This window comes from Paenibacillus sp. J22FR5 (assembly GCF_059691975.1).
The window spans coordinates 53847-73727 of sequence record NZ_JCAUAN010000026.1; the positions used below are offsets into that span (position 1 = coordinate 53847).

At 46.1% G+C, this 19881-nt stretch carries 19 protein-coding genes; 15 read left to right on the forward strand and 4 right to left on the reverse strand.

The window, feature by feature from the left end:
- Positions 1-83: 83 nt before the first annotated feature.
- Entirely contained in the window at positions 84-2132 is a 2049-nt protein-coding gene (locus tag AC58P7_RS25435) for a methyl-accepting chemotaxis protein (protein WP_497347937.1), read from the forward strand.
- A gap of 18 nt (positions 2133-2150) precedes the next feature.
- Here AC58P7_RS25435 and AC58P7_RS25440 read toward each other — a convergent pair whose 3' ends face one another.
- A complete protein-coding gene (locus AC58P7_RS25440; protein WP_497347939.1) occupies positions 2151-2282 on the reverse strand; it encodes a hypothetical protein in 132 nt (43 codons plus the stop codon).
- 82 nt (positions 2283-2364) lie between these two features.
- Between AC58P7_RS25440 and AC58P7_RS25445 the strand changes: the two genes are divergently transcribed.
- Both AC58P7_RS25445 and AC58P7_RS25450 read left to right on the forward strand, forming a co-directional pair.
- Positions 2365-3297, forward strand: a complete 933-nt coding sequence (locus tag AC58P7_RS25445) for an N-acetylmuramoyl-L-alanine amidase family protein (protein WP_497347941.1) — start codon at positions 2365-2367, stop codon at positions 3295-3297.
- A 117-nt stretch (positions 3298-3414) separates the two neighbouring features.
- Positions 3415-4212, forward strand: a complete 798-nt coding sequence (locus AC58P7_RS25450) for a DODA-type extradiol aromatic ring-opening family dioxygenase (protein ID WP_497347943.1) — start codon at positions 3415-3417, stop codon at positions 4210-4212.
- Between the two features lie 33 nt (positions 4213-4245).
- Here AC58P7_RS25450 and AC58P7_RS25455 read toward each other — a convergent pair whose 3' ends face one another.
- Positions 4246-4659, reverse strand: a complete 414-nt coding sequence (locus AC58P7_RS25455) for a thiol-disulfide oxidoreductase DCC family protein (protein ID WP_497347945.1) — start codon at positions 4657-4659, stop codon at positions 4246-4248.
- 137 nt (positions 4660-4796) lie between these two features.
- Here AC58P7_RS25455 and AC58P7_RS25460 point away from each other — a divergent pair, with 137 nt between their 5' ends.
- The gene (locus AC58P7_RS25460; RefSeq protein ID WP_497347947.1) at positions 4797-5186 is read left to right on the forward strand and encodes a rhodanese-like domain-containing protein; all 390 of its coding nucleotides are present in this window, start codon (positions 4797-4799) and stop codon (positions 5184-5186) included.
- Between the two features lie 122 nt (positions 5187-5308).
- On the opposite strand, the gene AC58P7_RS25465 is transcribed toward AC58P7_RS25460, so the two are convergent.
- Entirely contained in the window at positions 5309-5554 is a 246-nt protein-coding gene (locus AC58P7_RS25465; RefSeq protein ID WP_497347949.1) for a hypothetical protein, read from the reverse strand.
- A gap of 16 nt (positions 5555-5570) precedes the next feature.
- On the opposite strand from AC58P7_RS25465, the gene AC58P7_RS25470 reads away from it, so the two are divergent.
- Positions 5571-6431: a DUF3048 domain-containing protein gene (locus AC58P7_RS25470; protein WP_497347951.1), complete on the forward strand. Its 861-nt coding sequence runs from the start codon at positions 5571-5573 to the stop codon at positions 6429-6431.
- A gap of 200 nt (positions 6432-6631) precedes the next feature.
- On the opposite strand, the gene AC58P7_RS25475 is transcribed toward AC58P7_RS25470, so the two are convergent.
- A complete protein-coding gene (locus AC58P7_RS25475; protein WP_497347953.1) occupies positions 6632-7267 on the reverse strand; it encodes an aminotransferase in 636 nt (211 codons plus the stop codon).
- A gap of 238 nt (positions 7268-7505) precedes the next feature.
- Between AC58P7_RS25475 and AC58P7_RS25480 the strand changes: the two genes are divergently transcribed.
- The 10 genes from AC58P7_RS25480 (at position 7506) to AC58P7_RS25525 (ending at position 19695) form a co-directional block, all read left to right on the forward strand.
- On the forward strand, positions 7506-7796 hold the full coding sequence (locus AC58P7_RS25480; protein ID WP_029198698.1) for a YerC/YecD family TrpR-related protein: 291 nt from the start codon (positions 7506-7508) through the stop codon (positions 7794-7796).
- Positions 7797-7935: 139 nt separating this feature from the next.
- Positions 7936-8697, forward strand: a complete 762-nt coding sequence (locus AC58P7_RS25485; RefSeq protein ID WP_497347955.1) for a sirohydrochlorin chelatase — start codon at positions 7936-7938, stop codon at positions 8695-8697.
- A gap of 74 nt (positions 8698-8771) precedes the next feature.
- A complete protein-coding gene (locus tag AC58P7_RS25490) occupies positions 8772-9701 on the forward strand; it encodes a diacylglycerol kinase (RefSeq protein ID WP_497348011.1) in 930 nt (309 codons plus the stop codon).
- 207 nt (positions 9702-9908) lie between these two features.
- Positions 9909-11351 (forward strand): 23S rRNA (uracil(1939)-C(5))-methyltransferase RlmD, encoded by a 1443-nt coding sequence (gene rlmD / locus AC58P7_RS25495; protein ID WP_497347957.1) that lies wholly within the window; start codon positions 9909-9911, stop codon positions 11349-11351.
- A gap of 258 nt (positions 11352-11609) precedes the next feature.
- On the forward strand, positions 11610-12428 hold the full coding sequence (locus tag AC58P7_RS25500; RefSeq protein WP_497347959.1) for a ParA family protein: 819 nt from the start codon (positions 11610-11612) through the stop codon (positions 12426-12428).
- Between the two features lie 29 nt (positions 12429-12457).
- Entirely contained in the window at positions 12458-12952 is a 495-nt protein-coding gene (locus AC58P7_RS25505; protein ID WP_497347961.1) for a hypothetical protein, read from the forward strand.
- A gap of 305 nt (positions 12953-13257) precedes the next feature.
- Positions 13258-13668 carry a (deoxy)nucleoside triphosphate pyrophosphohydrolase gene (locus tag AC58P7_RS25510; protein ID WP_497347963.1) on the forward strand — a complete coding sequence of 137 codons (411 nt, stop codon included), beginning with the start codon at positions 13258-13260 and terminating at the stop codon, positions 13666-13668.
- 39 nt (positions 13669-13707) lie between these two features.
- Positions 13708-16611: a DEAD/DEAH box helicase gene (locus tag AC58P7_RS25515; protein ID WP_497347965.1), complete on the forward strand. Its 2904-nt coding sequence runs from the start codon at positions 13708-13710 to the stop codon at positions 16609-16611.
- Between the two features lie 419 nt (positions 16612-17030).
- The gene (gene cysD / locus AC58P7_RS25520) at positions 17031-17954 is read left to right on the forward strand and encodes a sulfate adenylyltransferase subunit CysD (protein ID WP_497347967.1); all 924 of its coding nucleotides are present in this window, start codon (positions 17031-17033) and stop codon (positions 17952-17954) included.
- Between the two features lies 1 nt (position 17955).
- Entirely contained in the window at positions 17956-19695 is a 1740-nt protein-coding gene (locus AC58P7_RS25525) for a GTP-binding protein (RefSeq protein WP_497347969.1), read from the forward strand.
- Positions 19696-19881: the final 186 nt, after the last annotated feature.

A 19881-nucleotide genomic window follows, 5' to 3' on the forward strand; every position in this document is an offset into this window, starting at 1 on the left:
ATGTCGAAATTAAGAGGTATTTGTCGAATGTGAAATGAATAATAGATTTAAAATGTTAGAGATAGGTAGAGGAGATGAACATAATGAAGCTAAGAAGTATTCAAAGTAAATTTATGCTTTTGCTTGTTCCCCTCATTGTTGTTACACTGTTTGCTATCGTTGTTTTCGCATACGTTTATAGCAAAGGATTGATTAATAACGAGATTGGGCTCAAAATGCATCAGCAGCTTGAAAGTGTGACCAGTACGATGAATGGGAAGCTTGTTGCGCATCGAAAAGTGGGCGAAGTGCTGGCAAGGACGGTTGAGTTCGCACCTACCCAACTGAATTTAGATAATTATAATAAAATGATGAGCAATGATTTGACCACGAGTGAAGACACATTCGGTCTCGGTATTTTCTTTGAACCGTTCAAGTATAATACGAAAACGAAGTATTTTTCGACGTACGCGTTCCGAGAAGGGGACAAAATCAGCTTAACGCAGGACTATAACGCTGCCGATTACGATTATCCGCACTGGGATTGGTATAAAGCGGGTCAGAACACGAAACAATCGTATACATATACTGATCCTTACTTTGACGATACGACCAAGGTCACGATGGTGACGACGAGTATTCCTGTTTTTGATCAGCAGAAGCAATTTCTTGCTCTGATTACTTCGGACTTTAACTTGGCTAGATTGCAAAAGCTTATTGATGAAACGAAAGTAGGTCGCACCGGATGGGCGTTCTTGGTTGATTCCAAAGGGAACTATCTAGCTATGCCGGATAAATCCAAGGTGATGAAGGTCAGTATGGAAAAGGACCCGAACTCCTCTTTAAGCGCGCTAGCGCAAACCCTTCTTTCACAGCAAAAGGGCGAGTCCACCATCACAGATGACAAGGGAACTAGCCGCATCTATTATCAAAAAGTACCGGAAACCGGCTGGACGCTCGCACTGGTTATGCCAGAGAAAGAGCTGGAAGATCCTGTACATAGGCTTGTTATATCTTTGGGGGCAGGCGGTCTGATCGCTATTTTGATTATGGTGCTTGTGATTATTTTGTTCAGTCGATACCTGGTTGGCCAAATACGCAGAACCAATGTCATGGCGGGTCGCATTGCGGAAGGTGATCTTACGCATCATATGGAAGTAAAAACGAGGGATGAGCTCGGACAAATGGGGCATTCCTTTAATGAAATGATGGACAGGCTTCGTACGATGCTTGGATCTATTTCGATGCACACGCATACAGTTGCGGCTATGTCCGAACAGCTATCGGCAAGCGCAGAGGAGACTTCGAGAGCGACCGAGCAAATTGCAGATTCGATCCAGCAAGTGGCCTCAAGCGCCGATGAACAAAGTAATATGAATGATATCTCGAAAAAGACGGTTACGGAGATCGCAAAGCAGCTTGAATCGATTGTGAACGGTGTCCAGAAGGTGAATGATTCGACCGAGAAAACGGCTGAGACCGCCGAAAAAGGGAACAGAGCGGTAGGCGAGGTAACGGAACAAATGAGGCTCATTCATCGCAATATGGAACACTCGTCGATGATTGTAGATGAGCTGTGCGGGAAATCGGTTCAAATCGGTGAAATGATTACCTTGATCACATCGTTATCCAGCCAGACGAACTTGTTGGCGCTGAACGCTTCGATTGAAGCAGCTCGAGCTGGCGAGCATGGCAAGGGCTTCGCGGTAGTTGCGACCGAAGTTCGCAAGCTGGCTGAACAATCCGCACAAGCGGCGGATCGTATTCGCAGTTTAATAGGTGATATCCAATCGGAGATCAATAGTGCAGTAGATTCCATGAATAAGGGCACCCAAGCGGTCAATGATGGAACCTTAATGAGCGAAAGCGCGAAGGCGGCATTTCTGGCCATTCTCCAAGCGGTGGAGGATGTTTTCGGGCATGTGAAAGAAGTATCTCAATCCGCTGTCCTCATTCGGACCGACTCAAAACATATGGTTGAGGTTGTCGAGCACATATGTGCCATTTCCAGTAAATCGCTGGAGAGCACACACAGCATCGCCGCGGCTGCTGAGCAGCAGCTTGCTTCCATGGAAGAAGTTAGCGCAGCTTCCCAATCGCTATCCAAGATGGCGGACGAACTTCAAGAGGTTGTTAACGTATTTAAGGTATAGGCCCGTTTCGAGCTGATCTTACGACTCGTCATTGGTGCCCCTGATATACTTATCTTTATTCTTGTAAACGTACCATAGGGCAACGAGTACACCTACGATTAAAGCAACCGATAACCAATGGTGAGAAAGATAGTTCCAGAGCGTATTCATGTGAGTACCTCCTTCTATTTTGTTTCTCTTAAGGGTAGTTTTGGCAGGGGATGTTTTTTTCATGCATTGAGGGGAGATTCGTGTGAAAATACTAAATAATTGGAAGCAGCGGCGGGTGATTATCAGCATGAGTGTTGGGCTGGTCTGCATGCTGGCCGCGGCTGGTTATTATTTTGTGGGTAATAAGCCGCCGGAGTTACCGATGAGCGCCATAGAAACTCCGGCGTCGACCAAGGACGATCAGCCGACAGCTATGGATGCGAGACCAGTCACTAGCACGCCAGCCGCACAGCCGATCATAGAGGAAAGTCCAACCACCAAGCAACCACTACAAAGCGCTACACCAGAGCTTGCTTCTCCTAAAACCACGGCTGCGCCTCACAAGGGAAATCTCGTCATGCTGGACCCCGGTCATCAGCGTTACGGCAATAATGCCCTCGAGGAGATCAGCCCCGATTCGCGGGAAACAAAGCCAAAGGTTAGCTCAGGCACAGTCGGTGTTCGAACGAAAAAGCCAGAATATGTGCTCAACCTGGAAGTTTCACTTTTGATCAAGGACGAGCTGGTTCGGCGAGGCATCAATGTTGCAATGACACGCGAGACGCATGACGTGGATATCAGCAACAAGCAGCGCGCGGATATGGCGAACGAGGCGGGTGCGGCACTTGCTGTTCGTATTCATGCCGATGGCGATAGCTCCGCGAGTACGAAAGGGTTTTCCGTGCTGTACCCGTCAGCTGCACAATCGGCTGTTAAGCCCATCGCCGCAGAAAGCAAGCAAGCTGCTGGGTATCTTATCTCAGGCTTGCAGCAAGCGACAGGCCAAAAAGGACGCGGCCTGTCGGCACGCGACGACCTGAGCGGCTTCAACTGGTCGAAGGTTCCCGTCGCACTCGTGGAGATCGGGTTCATGACGAATCCTGAGGAGGACGAGCTTATGTCGGAGGCGGCGTATCAACAGAAGCTAGCGATAGGCATAGCGGATGGGATTGAGCAATTTTTGAACGGTAAGTGATAAGTACATAGCACTGGACATTCATCCGGAGCGAGAACAGCATGGTTTTATTTTCACAGATTCGAGAATAATGTAGATAATTGGCATTGATTTGCGGAGTGGGGAGGGGGAACTGTGATGTTACCGGCATTTTTTATTGCGCATGGATCACCGAACTTGGCAATTGAGCAGCATGCATACACGGAATTTCTGCAAAGGCTAGCGATGTCGATTCCAACTCCCAAAGCTATCGTCTTGTTCACTGCGCATTGGGAAAGCTCGGTGCAGAAGATCAGTTCGGCGGTCGAGCCGGAGATGATCTATGATTTCTCGGGTTTTCCAGATGAACTTTATGACATTAACTATCCGGCCAAAGGGGATCTCACGCTTAGTCTCCATATCCAGCAGCTATTTCAGCAAGAGGGCATACGCTGTGAGCTCAATGACAAGCGTGGCTTGGATCACGGGGCTTGGGCGCCGCTCTCCATTATGTATCCGGATGCGCAGATCCCAGTGGTGACGATGTCGGTTAATCCGAGGCTAACACCAGAGGAGCATTATCGGATTGGTGCTGCATTGGGACCTTTGCGGGATGAGCAGGTGCTCATTATTGGCAGTGGTGGGACGGTTCACAATCTGAGTAAGTTGGATCACAACAATCCGGTGCCACAGCTGTGGGCCGTGGAGTTCGATGAGTGGTTAGCGGAGCAACTGGAGACGTGGAACTTAGAAGCACTGATCCGCTACGATGAAAGAGCCCCGCATGCGCGGGAAGCGGTACCGACGCCGGAGCATTTTGCTCCGCTGCTGATTGCGTTTGGAGCAGGTGATGCCTCACGGAGCGCGAAGCTGCTGCACCATAGCTTCCAGATGGGCAGCCTGAGCTTGTGCTGCTGGATGTTTGGCAGCTTGAGGGCGCGTAAGCAGGCGCCTTAGCGTCCTGCTCAATGCCTTGCTTTGGCAGGCGGTTCAGTCCAGAAACCGCCCCTTATGCTCGGGCTTCGGCAGCATGCAATGTTCGGTTTGGCCGAACCAGCGATAGCGGTTGCGGGCGACGAAGCTGTAGCCGATATTCCGAATCGGAACCGGAATGATGATGGCCGCGTAGGCCAGAGGGTAAGCGCCACGCAAGCGACGCGCAATACGCAATGCTGCTGTGGAACGCGTATAGGAGCGTTCACCTTCAATCAGCACAATCGTGCTTAGTTGATCTAAGGGCAGATGGTGCTTTTTGAGCAGCTTTTGTCCCGTCTCAGACTGGAGAGAAGCGAAGTGAAACACACCCTTCGGGTCGTTTCGCAGGATGAACTGCACGCTACTACTGCATAGCAAGCAAACACCATCGAATAAAATGACAGCATGATGATCAGTCGTTGTAGGCATAGGGCTACCTCCGTGCTACATGGCTTTGACTCTCTTTTAGTATACATCAATGTAGCTGTTCCAAGTTCGGGTGATGGTGCTACAATATGAGAATGATGTGAAAGTTTAATCGATTCGACTTAGAAAAGAGGCAAGTTATGGATGGTAAACTGATTTTCAATATCGTGGCGCTTTGCTTTATCGTTTGGTTTTTCTATTCCCGTTTTGCAGGTGTCAAAGGGCTGCGCAATCTTTCGTCCGATCAATTTGAACAGGGAATGGCAGCAGACAAGGACAAGCATGTTCTCATTGATGTGCGTGAGCCTGGTGAAGTGAAGCAAGGCTACATCCCAGGAGCGGTGAATATCCCGTTGTCCTCGATGGGCAAAAGAGTGAGCGAGATCCCTAAGGATCGTCAGATCTATCTGTACTGTCGGAGCGGCATGAGGAGCAAACAAGCAGCCAGAATTCTTCGGAGAAATGGCTTTAGCGAGCTATCCCATCTGAAGGGCGGCATCATGTCCTGGAGGGGCAAGCAAACGCAGTAAGTTGTTGTGAAAAGAGGGGGAAAGCCATTAACTTGGAGTTAATGGCTTTTTTGCATGTCATCCGTAAAGGGAGAAGCTGCTGATCGTAGGCTTCTATTTTCCATGCCTCTAGCATATACATTTCAGAGATCGATAGTCCACGAGAAGAAGAGGTGCAGCCCCTTGAAATTATTGCCGTTAATCCGTAAAAGAACCCTTAGCTCATGGCTCATACTTGGATGCTCTGTCCTAACCCTTGCTGGTTGCACGGATTCGCCTTCTGCCATATCGTCCGCTACCCCGCAAACCGTCACAGTGACGGCTACTGCCACTCCAACGCCTGCGGCGCAGCCTGCCACGACAACTGCGGAAGCACAGCTTCCTTTCAAATTTCCATTAACCGGCTTGCCTGCCGATCACGAGGTGAAGACCCGGCCCTATATGGTTATGGTCGAAAATGCCCCACAAGCCCGGCCCCAAACCGGCCTAGATCAGGCAGACATCGTTTACGAAATCCTCGCCGAGGGTGAAATTACTAGATTCGTCTCGGTATTCCAGAGCCAAGATGCTAAGACGATCGGTCCCGTGCGCAGCATTCGACCTTATTTTGTAGAGATCGGCGATGCGCTGGATGCGATTATCGTGCATGCCGGCTGGAGTCAGGATGCGATGGATATGATGGCTGGCCGCAATCTGTCCCATCTCGATGAAGTGTATGGCGATGGCGCCTACTATTGGCGATCCACCGACCGAAAGGCACCGCACAACCTCTATACCTCTGTGGATAAAATGAAAAAAGGTGCCGAGGCGCGCAAGTTCCGCACCGAATGGAACGGGCCTTTGCTCACGTTCGCTAAGGCAGGCCAAAGTAAACTTACGGGCGAAGCCGTTCATTATGTGCAAATTCCATACCTCATGGGGTATTTCGCTTCGTATGATTATGATGCTGCTGCGGGTGTGTACAAGCGCAGCATGGAAGGCAAGCCCCATCTCGACAAGGAAACCGGCAAGCAGCTGCAGACGAAGAATTTGCTTGTTCTTGAGAGCAAGCATCAGATCATCGACAAAGAGGGGCGCCGAATTGTAGACGTGTTCGGCCCGAATAAGGGCATGATCTTCCAAGAAGGCATGTCCCAAGCCATCACATGGGAACGCAAAAACGGCATGCTCCGCGCCTACGCCAGCGATGGCAAGGAAGTGCCGCTGCTGCCGGGCAACACGTGGGTGCAGATCGTGCCGGAGGGGACGAAGTTGAAGGTGGAATAGGTTTTCCAGTTATTTCGCTCTGCGCACGATAATAGACTAAATTAGCGGGAGGTTTTCCCGCTAATTTGTTGCGCTATCGCCTGCGAGGCGGGGATTCACGTGGTGGAAATGGCAAGTTGCGCTCCCCTTGCTCAAGAAGCCATTCAGCCCCTATGTAAGCAACTCCTTACACGGGGGCTGATATTGGGTCTCGCCAAGCACTATCTGCGTTTCCGCTTAGCCGTGCTGGACTTCGAGCCGCCTTTCCGTCTTTTGGCTGTGCCGGATTTCTTACGGCGTTTGCGTTTCGGACGGAAGACTTCCTCCAGGTCCGCTGAGGAATTGACTTTGCCTTTGCCGATGGAGCCGATGAGCGTTTTCACCATAGGTGCCATTTGTTGAAAGGTAGACATGAATTTCTGAACCTTGCCCATCGTGCCGATGATGCCGTCAATACCACCCATCCGCTCAACGAAGCCAGAGATTTGCTTCATATTTAAGCCGCTTAGCGGGTTCGAAGAACCTCCACCAGCAGCGCCACCGCCGCCAAGTAGATTGCTTAGGAAGTTACCGCCGCCACCACCTCCGGCATTACCTCCACCGCCACCGCCGAAGAAACCACCGCCTGTATTTCCGCCACCGCCGCCAAAAAATCCACCGCCAGCATTACCGCTAGCAGGAGGGCCGCCGAAGAAACCGCCACCGCCTCCACCGAAGCCGCCGCCAGAGAAAGGATTACCACCACCGCCTAAGCCTGGGTATTGACCGAAGCCTTCACCTGGTAAGGTTAAGCTCCTTGTTTGCACTTCAGGAGTATTTCCGCCATTACCAATAATTTGTTGTCTTGGGTTGGTCACTAGGATTCACGATCCTTTTTATCAGATTTGTCTCCTACAGGATATGTCACTTGCCTACCTTTGGTATGGACGAATGTCACGGGTCCTGGGGATTTGTTGCTGTTTAGTCAATTAACGCATAGAAATTTTAACGTTCTGCAATCCTAAAGGAAGGAATTGACCAGGGCGTGTCGAATGATACACAGGAGCTTAGAGAACGTATGAGCTAACATGCTTTTTGACCGGGAGTTGACAGCAGATGCAATTAAAAAAATTAAATGATAAAGCCATAGACCAGCTTTTCGAAGCTGTACTAACCTTGAAGGATATTGAAGAGTGTTACGTCTTTTTTGATGACTTGTGTACCGTGAATGAGATTCAGTCGCTTTCGCAACGCCTTGAAGTCGCTCGAATGCTGCGCAAGGGATGTACGTATAACCAGATCGAAGCGGAAACAGGGGCTTCTACAGCTACCATTTCACGGGTCAAAAGGTGCCTGAATTACGGGAACGATGGTTATGTGCTGACATTGGATCGTTTAGGTCGTTAAATACTTGTAGTGCCAAATCCTGTATTACCTCGTGTAATACGGGGTTTTTCCTGTTTAAGCGGGGTTCAAATTGACAGGAGGTAGCACATTCGTTAGCATAGGAAGATAGGCTTAGTTCGTACGGGTGGGGGAAGTTGAAATGAGTCAGTATGGTGTGCTTGTAATTAGCCACGGATCCCGTGATGAAGGCTGGGTGGAGCTGGTTGAAAATGCCGTGAAAGCGGTGCGGGTGCCCGAATCCATGCCCATTTATGCGTCATATCTGGAGCTTATCGAGGGTAGATTGATACAAGACGGTATATACAGTTTAGAGGCGCAGGGCGTGACGGACATCATCGTCGTTCCGCTGTTCGTGTCCTCTGGGAGTACACATATTGATGAGATCAGCTACGCATTAGGCGTTATTGCAGAGCCGGTGCTCGAAACCGACATGGAGCTCATGGAGATCCGTGCGCGGATTCACTTCACGTCGCCGATTGATGATCATCCTGATATTGCAGCTATTATTTATGGCAAAATCCAAGAACTATCCGCGTCGCCACAGGGAGAGATTCTACTATTGGTGGGACATGGGAGCATGGAAGACGGCTTCCACCAGAGGTGGCGCCAAGGGTTAGAACAGCTCGCAGCGCGGTTGCAGAAGCTAGGCGGCTTTGCCGAGGTGGATATTGCTATGCTTTTGCCGGATCAACTGGCGGAGAAAATGGCTTGGTGGGCGCGCGAGAAGCCAGCTTTTACCGTGATCGTGGCACCGCTTTTTCTCAGTGAAGGGTATTTTACGAATAAAGTGATTCCTTCCCGTTTGGAAGGGTTCGACTATCAATATAATGGACGGGCATTGTTGCCTAGTCCGCTAATTTCCAAATGGATTGAGGGGCAGATTGCCTCCGTATTCCCATAAGGTGAACAGGGGATGAACACAGAGTGGTCAAACGAGCACGATTGATCTATAATCCGACTTCAGGCCGGGAAGAAATGAAAAAAAGATTGCCCGAAATCCTCCAACGCTTGGAGCGCGGCGGGTTCGAAACATCCGCTCACGCAACCATCGGTGAAGGAGATGCCACACTGGCAGCGGCCGAGGCCGTAAGGCGTGGGTTCGATTTAATCATCGCAGCTGGCGGCGACGGTACGTTATGCGAAGTCGTCAACGGCATGGCCGAAAAAGAAGGTAGACCGCCGCTGGGCATTTTGCCACTCGGGACGACCAATGATTTTGCGCGTGCGCTCGGTATCCCCAAGAATTTGGAATATGCCTGCGACCTCATCATTCAGCAGTATTCAACCGCTATCGATGTAGGCAAAATCAACAACCGCTATTTCATCAATATCGCCGGGGGCGGCTCGATGACCGAGCTGACGTATGAAGTCCCGAGCAAGCTCAAAACCATGATCGGCCAGTTGGCCTATTATATGAAGGGACTCGAGAAGCTGCCTAGGCTGAAGCCGATCGAGCTCTATATCAAAGCAGGCAATCGCGAGATGCATGAAGAAGTCATGCTCTTCCTCGTGGGCAACACCAACTCCGTTGGCGGCTTCGAGAAGCTGGCTCCAGAAGCCAGCATGAATGATGGCATGTTCGACGTGATTATTTTGCGGAAATGTAACCTCGCAGAATTCATCCGTATCGTTTCATTGGCGCTGCGCGGCGAGCATTTGAGTGACCCGAATCTGATTTATTTTCAGACGAATCATATCGAAATTAACTCCCCTGATTACGTTCAACTAAACCTTGACGGTGAGTTTGGCGGGACGCTCCCTTGTGTGATGACGAATTTGCAGGGACATTTGCAGGTAATCGTCGATGAGTCGGGGCAGTCGATTTATAAAAAGAAGTTTTTTGAGACATTGACCACGCCGTTTCAATTGAGAGGGCATGGGAATGGGCATGATGAGCATGAGTAGGTAGATGACAAGAGCTAAGTGGCAAGTGCCAAGTGAGAAAAGATTAACATGATTAATTTTAGCTAGAATTAAAGTGAGGGTAATATGAAAGCAAAAGGTACATCTGGCTCTGCGCCAGGTAAACATAGAGGTAGTGGGAAGTCGGGATCGGCTGGAAGAGCGGGGAGTTCGGCAGGCAACAGAGGGAAAAAAGAAGTGCCAGCTTGGATGGCAGGCTTGCCTGTTCAAATCGGGCAACAATATGAGGCTGAGATCATCGGGATCAGCCATGATGGCGAAGGGGTGGGCCGTGTAAACGGCTTTACCCTTTTTGTCGCGGGGGCGCTGCCGGGTGAGCGGGCATTAGTTAGGGTAGGGCATCTGAAAAAGCAATACGGCTACGCTAGCTTAGTGGAGCTGCTGGCAGTGAGTCCGGATCGCGTGGCTCCAGACTGTGGGATTTATGAGGAGTGCGGCGGCTGTCAGCTGCAGCATTTGAGTTATGAGGCACAGCTGCGCGTGAAGCGGCAGCAGGTCGTGGATAATTTGCAGCGGATTGGGAAGCTGCAGGTGGCAGGGGAACAGACACTTGGCCGAGCTGGTGAAAGTGGAGATGAGGAGCAAGTTCAAGGGATCGTTGTTCATCCCACGTTGGGGATGACCGACCCGTGGCGGTATCGTAACAAGGCTCAGGTTCCTTTTGGGGAAGAACGCGGCGGCCTCATTGGTGGATTCTATGCGCAGGGCAGCCATCGCATTATTGATATGGAGGCTTGTCTGATCCAGCACGAGGCGAACGACGAAGTCGTTGCACGCGTGAAAGAGATCGGCTCGCGCTTAGGAATTCGCGCGTATAGTGAGGAGACGGGTACTGGGCTTCTGCGCCATGTTGTCGTCAAAGTCGGCTTCCGCACGGGCGAGGTCATGGTCGTTTTGGTGACCAATGGGGCGGAGATTCCGCGTGCGGACGAGTGGATTGCCGGCATTCGCGAGGCTCTGCCTGCGGTGAAGAGCATTTGTCATAACATTAATGTGAGACAAACCAATGTTATTTTTGGGGATGAGACGCGCGTCCTGTGGGGCAGCGAGGTCATCTATGACTATATCGGCGAAGTGAAATTTGCCATTTCCGCGCGATCCTTCTTTCAAGTGAACCCCGTCCAGACGGAAGTCTTGTACGGGAAGGCCTTGGAGTACGCCGCGTTGACCGGCGATGAAGTTGTCGTCGATGCCTACTGCGGCATCGGCACGATCTCCCTGTTCCTGGCGCAGCGCGCGGGACAGGTGTACGGTGTCGAGATCGTCGAAGAGGCGATCTCGGATGCACGGAAGAATGCCGAGTTAAACGGCATGACGAACGTGCACTTCGAGGCAGGACCCGCCGAGGTCGTCCTGCCGGAGTGGACACGTCAGGGCGTTCGGCCTGACGTGATCGTGGTCGACCCGCCGCGCAAGGGCTGCGACCCGGCGCTGCTGGCGACCATCCTCGAGCTGCAGCCGCGGCGAGTGGTGTACGTGTCGTGCAGCGCATCGACACTTGCGCGCGACCTGCGCGTGCTGGTCGATGGTGGGTACGGCGTCGCGGAGGTGACGCCGGTGGATATGTTCCCGCATACGGTGCATGTGGAATCAGTTGCGTTGCTTGAACGGAATGAAACAGCGTTAGATTAGTGATTCAGTTGATATCATCAGAACTAAGCGCAAACAGGGCATATTTTGAATGTTTTGATATGCACAAACAGAACCCGAACGATTGGTAAAGCAATCGTTTGGGTTTTTATGCTTCTTTGCGATTCGATAGAGAAAATTCGTTTTGGATTAAGCCGAACGATGACGCATATGTTGGAAACTCCATACGTATTATTGAACAGACATGAATGAACATATCGTTAAGATCTAATTCAATAATAGGTAGAAGGAGCGGGTAGAGTGCCAAAAGTTGTCTCTATGCTTAATATGAAAGGTGGAGTCGGTAAGACCACCCTAACCTACAACCTAGCTTGGTATGCAGCTTATAAAAAAATGTATAAAGTATTAGTCGTCGATCTTGACCCCCAGTCGAATCTAACGCAAATTTTTATGGGGGGCGACGGCTATCGGGATTATTTAGAAAGTCCTAGGCAATCAATAGTAGACATTTTTGAAAACAGCAACAAAGTAACAAAGGAGATTATTCATTCTGTTGATGAATGGTTGGATGGTAGTCTTCTCCATCTTGTACCGGCGAGAGCTGAGTTATCGAAAACGTTGAAAAATCCAACGACAAAGGAGCATAAACTTCGTAGATTTTTAACGAAGGTTCAAAGTAATTACGACCTGATTCTGATTGATTGTCCGCCGACTGACTCCATTTTATCAGTGGCTAGCTATTTGGCCAGCGATTCGTTAATTATTCCTGTAAAACCTGAGAAATTAGCGATCATAGGGCTGCCATTGCTTAAAGGAAGCATTGAAGATTTCAATGAGGATAACGAAGGTGAATACAAGATTTCCGTTTCAGGAATTATTTTCAATAATGTTGAGGCCGGGGATATACCGGAAAACCGTATTTCCAAGAGAGAGGTTTTAGCATTCGCTAAAGAAAATAACTGGCATGTATTCGATAATGAAGTTAGAGAGTCCAAATCGTATATTAACGGAATACGTGAAGGAAAGCCTATGTTCAAGGATTCTAGGGCGCTAGGTCATATTATGGAAGAATTTTACGCAGTAGGAGACGAGTTTTTGCGGAGTGTGGGGATTGAATGACGAATCAGTCCAAAGAGCTGTTACTTGATATGTTGAAATTAAAGGTGAGGTATAGCGACAATGAATTCGAGCAGGTTGCTGAAGTATTAAAGGACGGTTCTGAGCCATTCTTAGTGCATGTCGTCAAATTAATTCAACAACTTGAGGGTATGTCCGGAATAAAACTGAATTCCCGAAATAAAAAGGAAGCGGTTTCGATAAATTTAGGAAGTTTTAAAAATACGGATCCAGAGATCAATGAGCTGCTTTTTGAAATAAATAAAATGCTTTTGTCAAAAGATTCGTGCAGGACGGTAAAAGAGCTACAAAGCTTTGTTTCGCGAAAGGTTATGTTGACCACCTCAAAAAATACAAAGGCAGAACTTGTTAATAAGTATATGAATCATATATCTGCTAAGCCAAGGGATGAAATGATAGATGAGCTCCAACTGCTAAAAGATAAAATGAATTCAAGCGATGATGTATCTAGTTTCTTAAATATGGCGAATGCAATCGTAAGTTCAAGAAAAGAAAAAAGGTATTAACTTTAAGATAAGACGTGTGACTTTTTAGGTCCACGTCTTTCTCATGCGAGCGAACATTCTGTGACATCATGTTTACCGAAGCATAGGCCACATTCATATCAGTAACCACATCTACTCAAAACCTAATCATATTCGTGGCTATATTAAAATGAAGGGGATAAGATGTAAAGGTCCCCTGGATCGAATCATATACCTCGAGCCTTCTCCTCTTTTTTAGCTACCCATTTCGGTTATTCCAGCCTTCCTGTTGCCACCCATCCCCTCACACAGTATGATAAACATATATTTCATTTCAGGAGGAAGCTATGAAAAAACAAATACATGTAGTTGGCGCGGTGATCGTAAATCAAGGAAGGATCCTTTGTGCGCAAAGAGGGGAGAATCAATCTTTATCTTTGAAATGGGAGTTTCCTGGCGGGAAAATCGAAATAGGTGAGACACCGCAAGAAGCATTAAAGCGTGAAATTATGGAAGAGATGAATTGTACCATTGAAGTCAGCGATCAAATCGAACATACGATTCATGAGTACGAATTTGGTGTAGTTCATTTAACTACTTTTTATTGCAAGTTACTTGATGGAACGCCTGTACTATCCGAGCATGCTGCTATCCAGTGGCTACATCCAGCAGAATTAGATAGTTTAGAGTGGGCTCCTGCGGACGTTCCGGCAATTGAGAAGATTATGAGCCAACGAAACAGTGCAATGTTCAAATAAGCATTTTTGATAATAGAATATTTGAGGAGTAAATCAAACATGGCAAACGTAGTGTTAACATATGAAACATCCATCTACAATCGTTTACTGCCTCAATTGGGTTCAGATTACTCTAAATATTCGCCTAAACTCTTAATTAATAATCCGAGAACGCATGAAAATGTATTAAACGAGGTCGTTGAGGAACTAACCCAGTGTGGCTCCTTTATGTTCATTGTAGCATTCGTGACAGAAAGCGGATTAGCTATGCTGAAATCTCACTTTATGGATTTAAAGCGAAGGGGGATTCAAGGTAAACTACTTACATCCACATATTTATCTTTTAATCACCCTAAAGTGTTTCGAGAACTATTGAAAATTGAAAACTTGGAAGTTCGTTTAACGGATTTAGAAGGGTTCCATTCCAAAGGCTATATATTTAACAATGAAGTTGATACAGCACTTATAATTGGAAGCACCAATCTAACCGCGAAGGCGCTTAAAGTAAATTATGAATGGAACGTTAAGCTTCGGTTATTGCCGCTTGAAAATTTGATGGTTCAGATTCGAAATCAATTCGAGGAAGTATGGGGAGTTTCTCGTGCTTTGACTGAGGCCTGGATAAAGGAATATGAAAAGACATATATTCAAATTGCAGCTAGGAAAATTATTGAGGAAGAATTTGCTCTCGTTCAGCAAGGTGTGAGTAGTGAAGCGAATCCTATTTCAACGATTGAGCCTAATAAAATGCAGTCGGCTGCATTATATAATATTACTGATTTACGTCAAACAGGCGCCCAAAAAGGATTGATTGTCTCCGCTACAGGGACTGGTAAGACGTATTTAGCCGCGTTCGATGTTAGGAATTTTAAGCCCAAGAGAATGTTGTTTATAGCTCATAGAGAACAGATATTACTTAAAGCGCAAAAAGACTTTGTAGGTGTGGTAGGCGGAAATGAAGAAGACTTCGGTTTATTATCGGGGTCGGATAAAAATACCCAAGCAAGTTATTTGTTTGCCACGATTCAGACCATATCCCAATCAGAGGTATTGCTACAATTTGACCCAGAAGAATTTGACTATATCCTGATTGATGAGGTACATAAAGCAGGAGCAACTTCCTACCAGAAGGTTATCGATTATTTTAAGCCCAAGTTTCTTCTGGGGATGACGGCAACGCCGGAAAGAACAGATGATTTTAACATCTATCAACTATTTGATTACAATGTGGCCTACGAGATTCGATTACAAGAGGCACTTGAAGAAGATATGCTATGCCCATTTAATTATTTTGGCGTAACTGATTTTGAAAGTGACGGTGAGTTAATTGATGATACGACTAAGTTGACTAAGCTTGTAACAGACGAGCGAGTAGATCATGTCATAGATAAGATCGAATACTATGGATATTCAGGGACAAAGGTTAGAGGGCTCATCTTTTGTAGTCGTAAGGAAGAAGCCAAACAAATAGCAGAGATGATGAATGCGAAAGGCTATCAGGCGGTCGCTTTAACTGGTGATGATGGCATTGCGTACAGGGAACAACAGATTCAAGCCTTAGAAAAAGGAGAACTTGAGTACATCATTACTGTAGATATTTTTAACGAGGGTATTGATATTCCCGCTGTTAATCAAGTTGTCATGTTAAGACAAACGCAATCTAGTATTATTTTTATTCAACAACTAGGTCGCGGGCTGAGAAAACATGATTCGAAAGAATTTGTAACCATTATCGATTTTATAGGCAATTATAAGAATAACTATATGATCCCAATAGCGTTGTCGGGTGATAAATCGAATAATAAAGATAATATTCGAAGAATCATGAAAGACACAAGTTACATTAAAGGGGTATCGACAATAAATTTTGAAGAAGTAGCCAAGCAACTGATTTATAAGTCCATTAGTAATAGTAATTTATCGGAATTAAAGAAGCTAAGGGAAGCTTATTTCGAATTGAAGAACAGATTAGGACGGATGCCGTATCTTCACGATTTTATTCTTCATAATTCGTTAGATCCGATTATTATCGTGAAAGCCTATAGTAACTATCAACAGTTTTTATTGAAAATAAATGAGAGTATTCCATCTTTGACTATCTATGAAGATAAAGTACTTACCATGCTTTCGTCTGAAATTCTTAATGGGAAGAGAAAGCATGAGGTCATTTTGCTGGATTTGTTACTACAGCAGGATACAGTCACGAGTGAAATTTACTTGATGAAGCTAAAAGAAAACAATTGTCGAACAGATGATGAAACGCTTGCTTCTGTTCAAATGGTGTTGGACCTAACATTTTTTGTGCAAGCGTACAGGGAGAAATACGGAGAACACCCGATATGCATTTTCAGTGAAGATGGTACCATCAATTTCGATTCTGAAATGAAAGCGAGATTGCAAGCTGGGGCTCATTTCAGAACAATGGTCGTAGATGTCCTTCGCAGTGCATTGGATAAAGCACAAGATTATGAGACCATAACTCCATTGACTCTTTTCCAAAAATATACACGTAAAGATGTTTGTAAGCTTCTTAACTGGGAGAAAGATGAAAGCTCTACGGTTTATGGTTATAAAACGAAAAGTAACTCATGTCCAATCTTCGTGACCTATCACAAGCATGATGAAGTAGAGTCTAGTATTAATTACGGAGACGAACTACTTAATCCAACTACGTTGAAATGGTATACGAGAAGTAATCGGACATTGCAATCGGAAGAAGTAAAGAAGATTATTGATGCTAAAGAGAATAATATCGACGTTATGATCTTCGTGAAAAAAGATGATGATGAAGGTAGTGACTTCTACTATTTAGGAAAAGCTACTCCAGATAAAGAGACTGTTGAAGAGACTAGGATGGATGGTAAGAATGATAAAGAAGTCCCTGTCGTTCACATGAATATGATCTTAGAACAACCTGTTGATTACCAGTTATATAAGTACATTAAATCCAATAATATTGTTTAAAGACGAAGTCGGTTTAAGAATGAACGGCCTTAGTACCTCATAATGGCTTTATTTAAAAATAAACAAAAGTACACTTGATATTCAGGTGTGCTTTTTTTCTTTGGGTTATATTCTTACTTTTGAGTAATTCAACCTATGCAGCTTGTTTTTGAGGCGCTGCACGCATCAGTAACTTCTAGCCCATTATGCGCATATATAAATAAAATATTTCAGTTCGCATGAAAAAATGAACAGGGTTCGTGTAAACTACAGCTTGTTGGCATATAATTAGATCTCAAGGAATAAGTACGACATTATCCGACAAAAAAGTCAGAATTCTTAAGTTTTTCACTTTCTTCCACTTTGCATAAAAGCCAGAATCTGATAAGATATAAAGAAAGACGATAGTTTTAGTAAGGATTAAAAGGAGGCACCTTTCCATGGAAAAAATGATGCTTGATTCTATAGATGAAATGACGCATCTGGATCAACTCGAGGCTGAAGCAATTTATATTATTCGAGAAGTAGCGGCGGAATGTGAAAATCCCGTAATGCTGTATTCGATCGGGAAGGATAGCTCTGTGATGCTGCATTTGGCGCTGAAAGCTTTTTATCCGGAGAAGCCGCCGTTTCCTTTCATGCATATTGATACAACGTGGAAGTTTAAAGAAATGATTGAATTCCGCGATCGTAAAGCCAAAGAATTCGGAATTAAGATGATTGTTCACTCCAATCAGGAAGGGATTGATCAAGGGATCAACCCGTTCGATCATGGTTCCGCGTATACGGATATTATGAAAACCCAAGCCTTGAAAGAAGGATTGGATAAATACGGATTTACAGCTGCGTTCGGCGGCGGAAGACGTGACGAGGAGAAGTCGCGTGCGAAGGAGCGGATTTTCTCTTTCCGTAATAAAAACCATGCCTGGGATCCGAAAAACCAACGACCAGAAATGTGGAAGCTTTTTAATACAAGAATCAATAAGGGCGAAAGCACCCGCGTATTCCCAATATCCAACTGGACGGAAAAAGACATCTGGCAATACATTCGCAGAGAAAACATTGATATTGTGCCACTCTATTTTGCAAAAGAAAGACCTGTACTCGAACGCGACGGACATCTCATCATGGTTGACGATGATCGCATGAAACTCGAAACTCATGAGAAAATTGAAATGAAGAAGATGCGGTTTCGTACATTAGGCTGCTATCCTCTTACTGGCGGAGCCGAATCGGAGGCGGATACGATAGATGCCATTATTGAAGAAACGCTTGGTGCGGTTTCATCCGAACGGACAACGCGGGTAATTGACCAAGAAGCGGCGGGAAGTATGGAAAGACGTAAACGGGAGGGTTATTTCTAAAATGAAAAGTCTTCTTAAATTTATTACTTGCGGAAGTGTGGACGACGGAAAATCCACCCTAATTGGACATATGCTTTATGAGGCCAAGCTATTATTCGCCGATCAGGAAAGAGCGTTAGAACTGGACAGCAGACTGGGCAGCCGCGGCGGCAAAATTGACTATTCCTTACTGCTTGACGGGCTGCTAGCCGAGCGTGAGCAAGGGATTACGATTGACGTGGCTTATCGGTATTTTACGACGGACCACCGTTCATTCATCGTAGCAGATACGCCTGGACACGAAGAATATACCCGTAACATGGCCGTTGGCGCATCTTTTGCGGATCTAGCTATCATTCTTGTGGACGCAAAGAAAGGGGTTATTACCCAAACTAAGCGCCACACTCGAATTTGCGCACTTATGGGCATTAAACATCTTGTTTTAGCCGTGAATAAAATGGATTTAGTGGGTTTTGATCCTAAGATATTTGATGCTATCAAACAAGAATTCTTGCAATTGACCGCTGAGTTTCACTTTGAAAGCATTCAGGTGATCCCTGTTTCTGCCACAGAAGGGGATAACATTACGAAAAAATCGCCAAATACCCCTTGGTACGAAGGTCTTGCCTTGCTGCCATATTTGGAAAATGTGGATGTTCATCAGAACGACAATGCGAAGCAATTTATGATGCCGATTCAGCGTGTATGCCGTCCGGATCATACATTCCGCGGTTTCCAAGGCCAAATTGAGGCTGGGCGTATCGCGGTTGGCGATGAGCTGACAACGTTGCCTAGTCATGAGAAGGCGAAAGTCAAACGGATCCTCGTGGGAGACCAAGATCGCGATTATGCCTATGCTGGACAGCCCGTAACCATTCAATTGGATCGGGAAGTCGACGTTTCGCGGGGCTGTGTATTCACGAAGGATAGTCAGATTCAAGAGGCGGACAGTTTTAGTGCTACGATTCTTTGGATGGATGATTCTGTACTGACGCCAGGCAAGAACTATCTGGTCAAAGTAGGAACGAAAGTCCTGCCAGGTACCGTAACGGCGATTACGCATAAAATCGATGTTAATACTGGAAAAACGCTTCCAACCGATCATATTGTCAAAAATGAATTAGCCAAATGTGAGTTTTCTTTATCTGACGCTATCGTTATTGATTCTTTTGAAGAAAATAAAAGCATTGGCGGATTTATTCTGATCGATCGTGTCACCAATATGACATCTGCTTGCGGAGTGATTGAGCAAATCCTTCAAAGCTCCGACAAATCTGTACAGCTAGATACGGAAATCACCAGAGATGTTCGTGCCCAGCAAAAAGGTCAGAATCCTTTGACCCTTTGGTTCACTGGTTCGGTTTCAGATCAATCGGCCCTTGCGAAGGAAGTCGAAAAACGTTTGGTATCGACAGGCCACCATACTATGTTACTCAAGAATGGCCAAGGAGAATCGTTGCAGCGATTAGCAGAAGTTGCAAAATTGATGAACGATGCTGGACTTATTGCATTGGTATCGAATGATTCCCCGAACATTAACGGCCAAGAAACCGTGCGAGACATCATTGGCAAAGAATATATTGAAGTTTACGTAAACGGATCGTTTGCAGGCAGCTCGAGCACAAATGATACACCTGGGAACCCGGAAATCGAAATCGATACAAGCAAGTTTTCAATCGAAGAAGCTGCAAATTATGTAGTGAAACGAATTATCAAATATTTAATCAATGAGAGTAGTCGTGGGCAATTCCTTAATTTCTAATGCTTAAACAAATCGACGCAACGAAATAGGCTTTGAAAAATAGTATCCCTACATCACCGTGAATAGTGATGTAGGGATATTTTTCTTGTGTCCGCGGCATGGGGTATATTGATTCATGTAATATTTTTTTTCTTCAAAAGTACAAATCTTCGTTCCTGCCGGAATATGATGGGAATATGTACATTT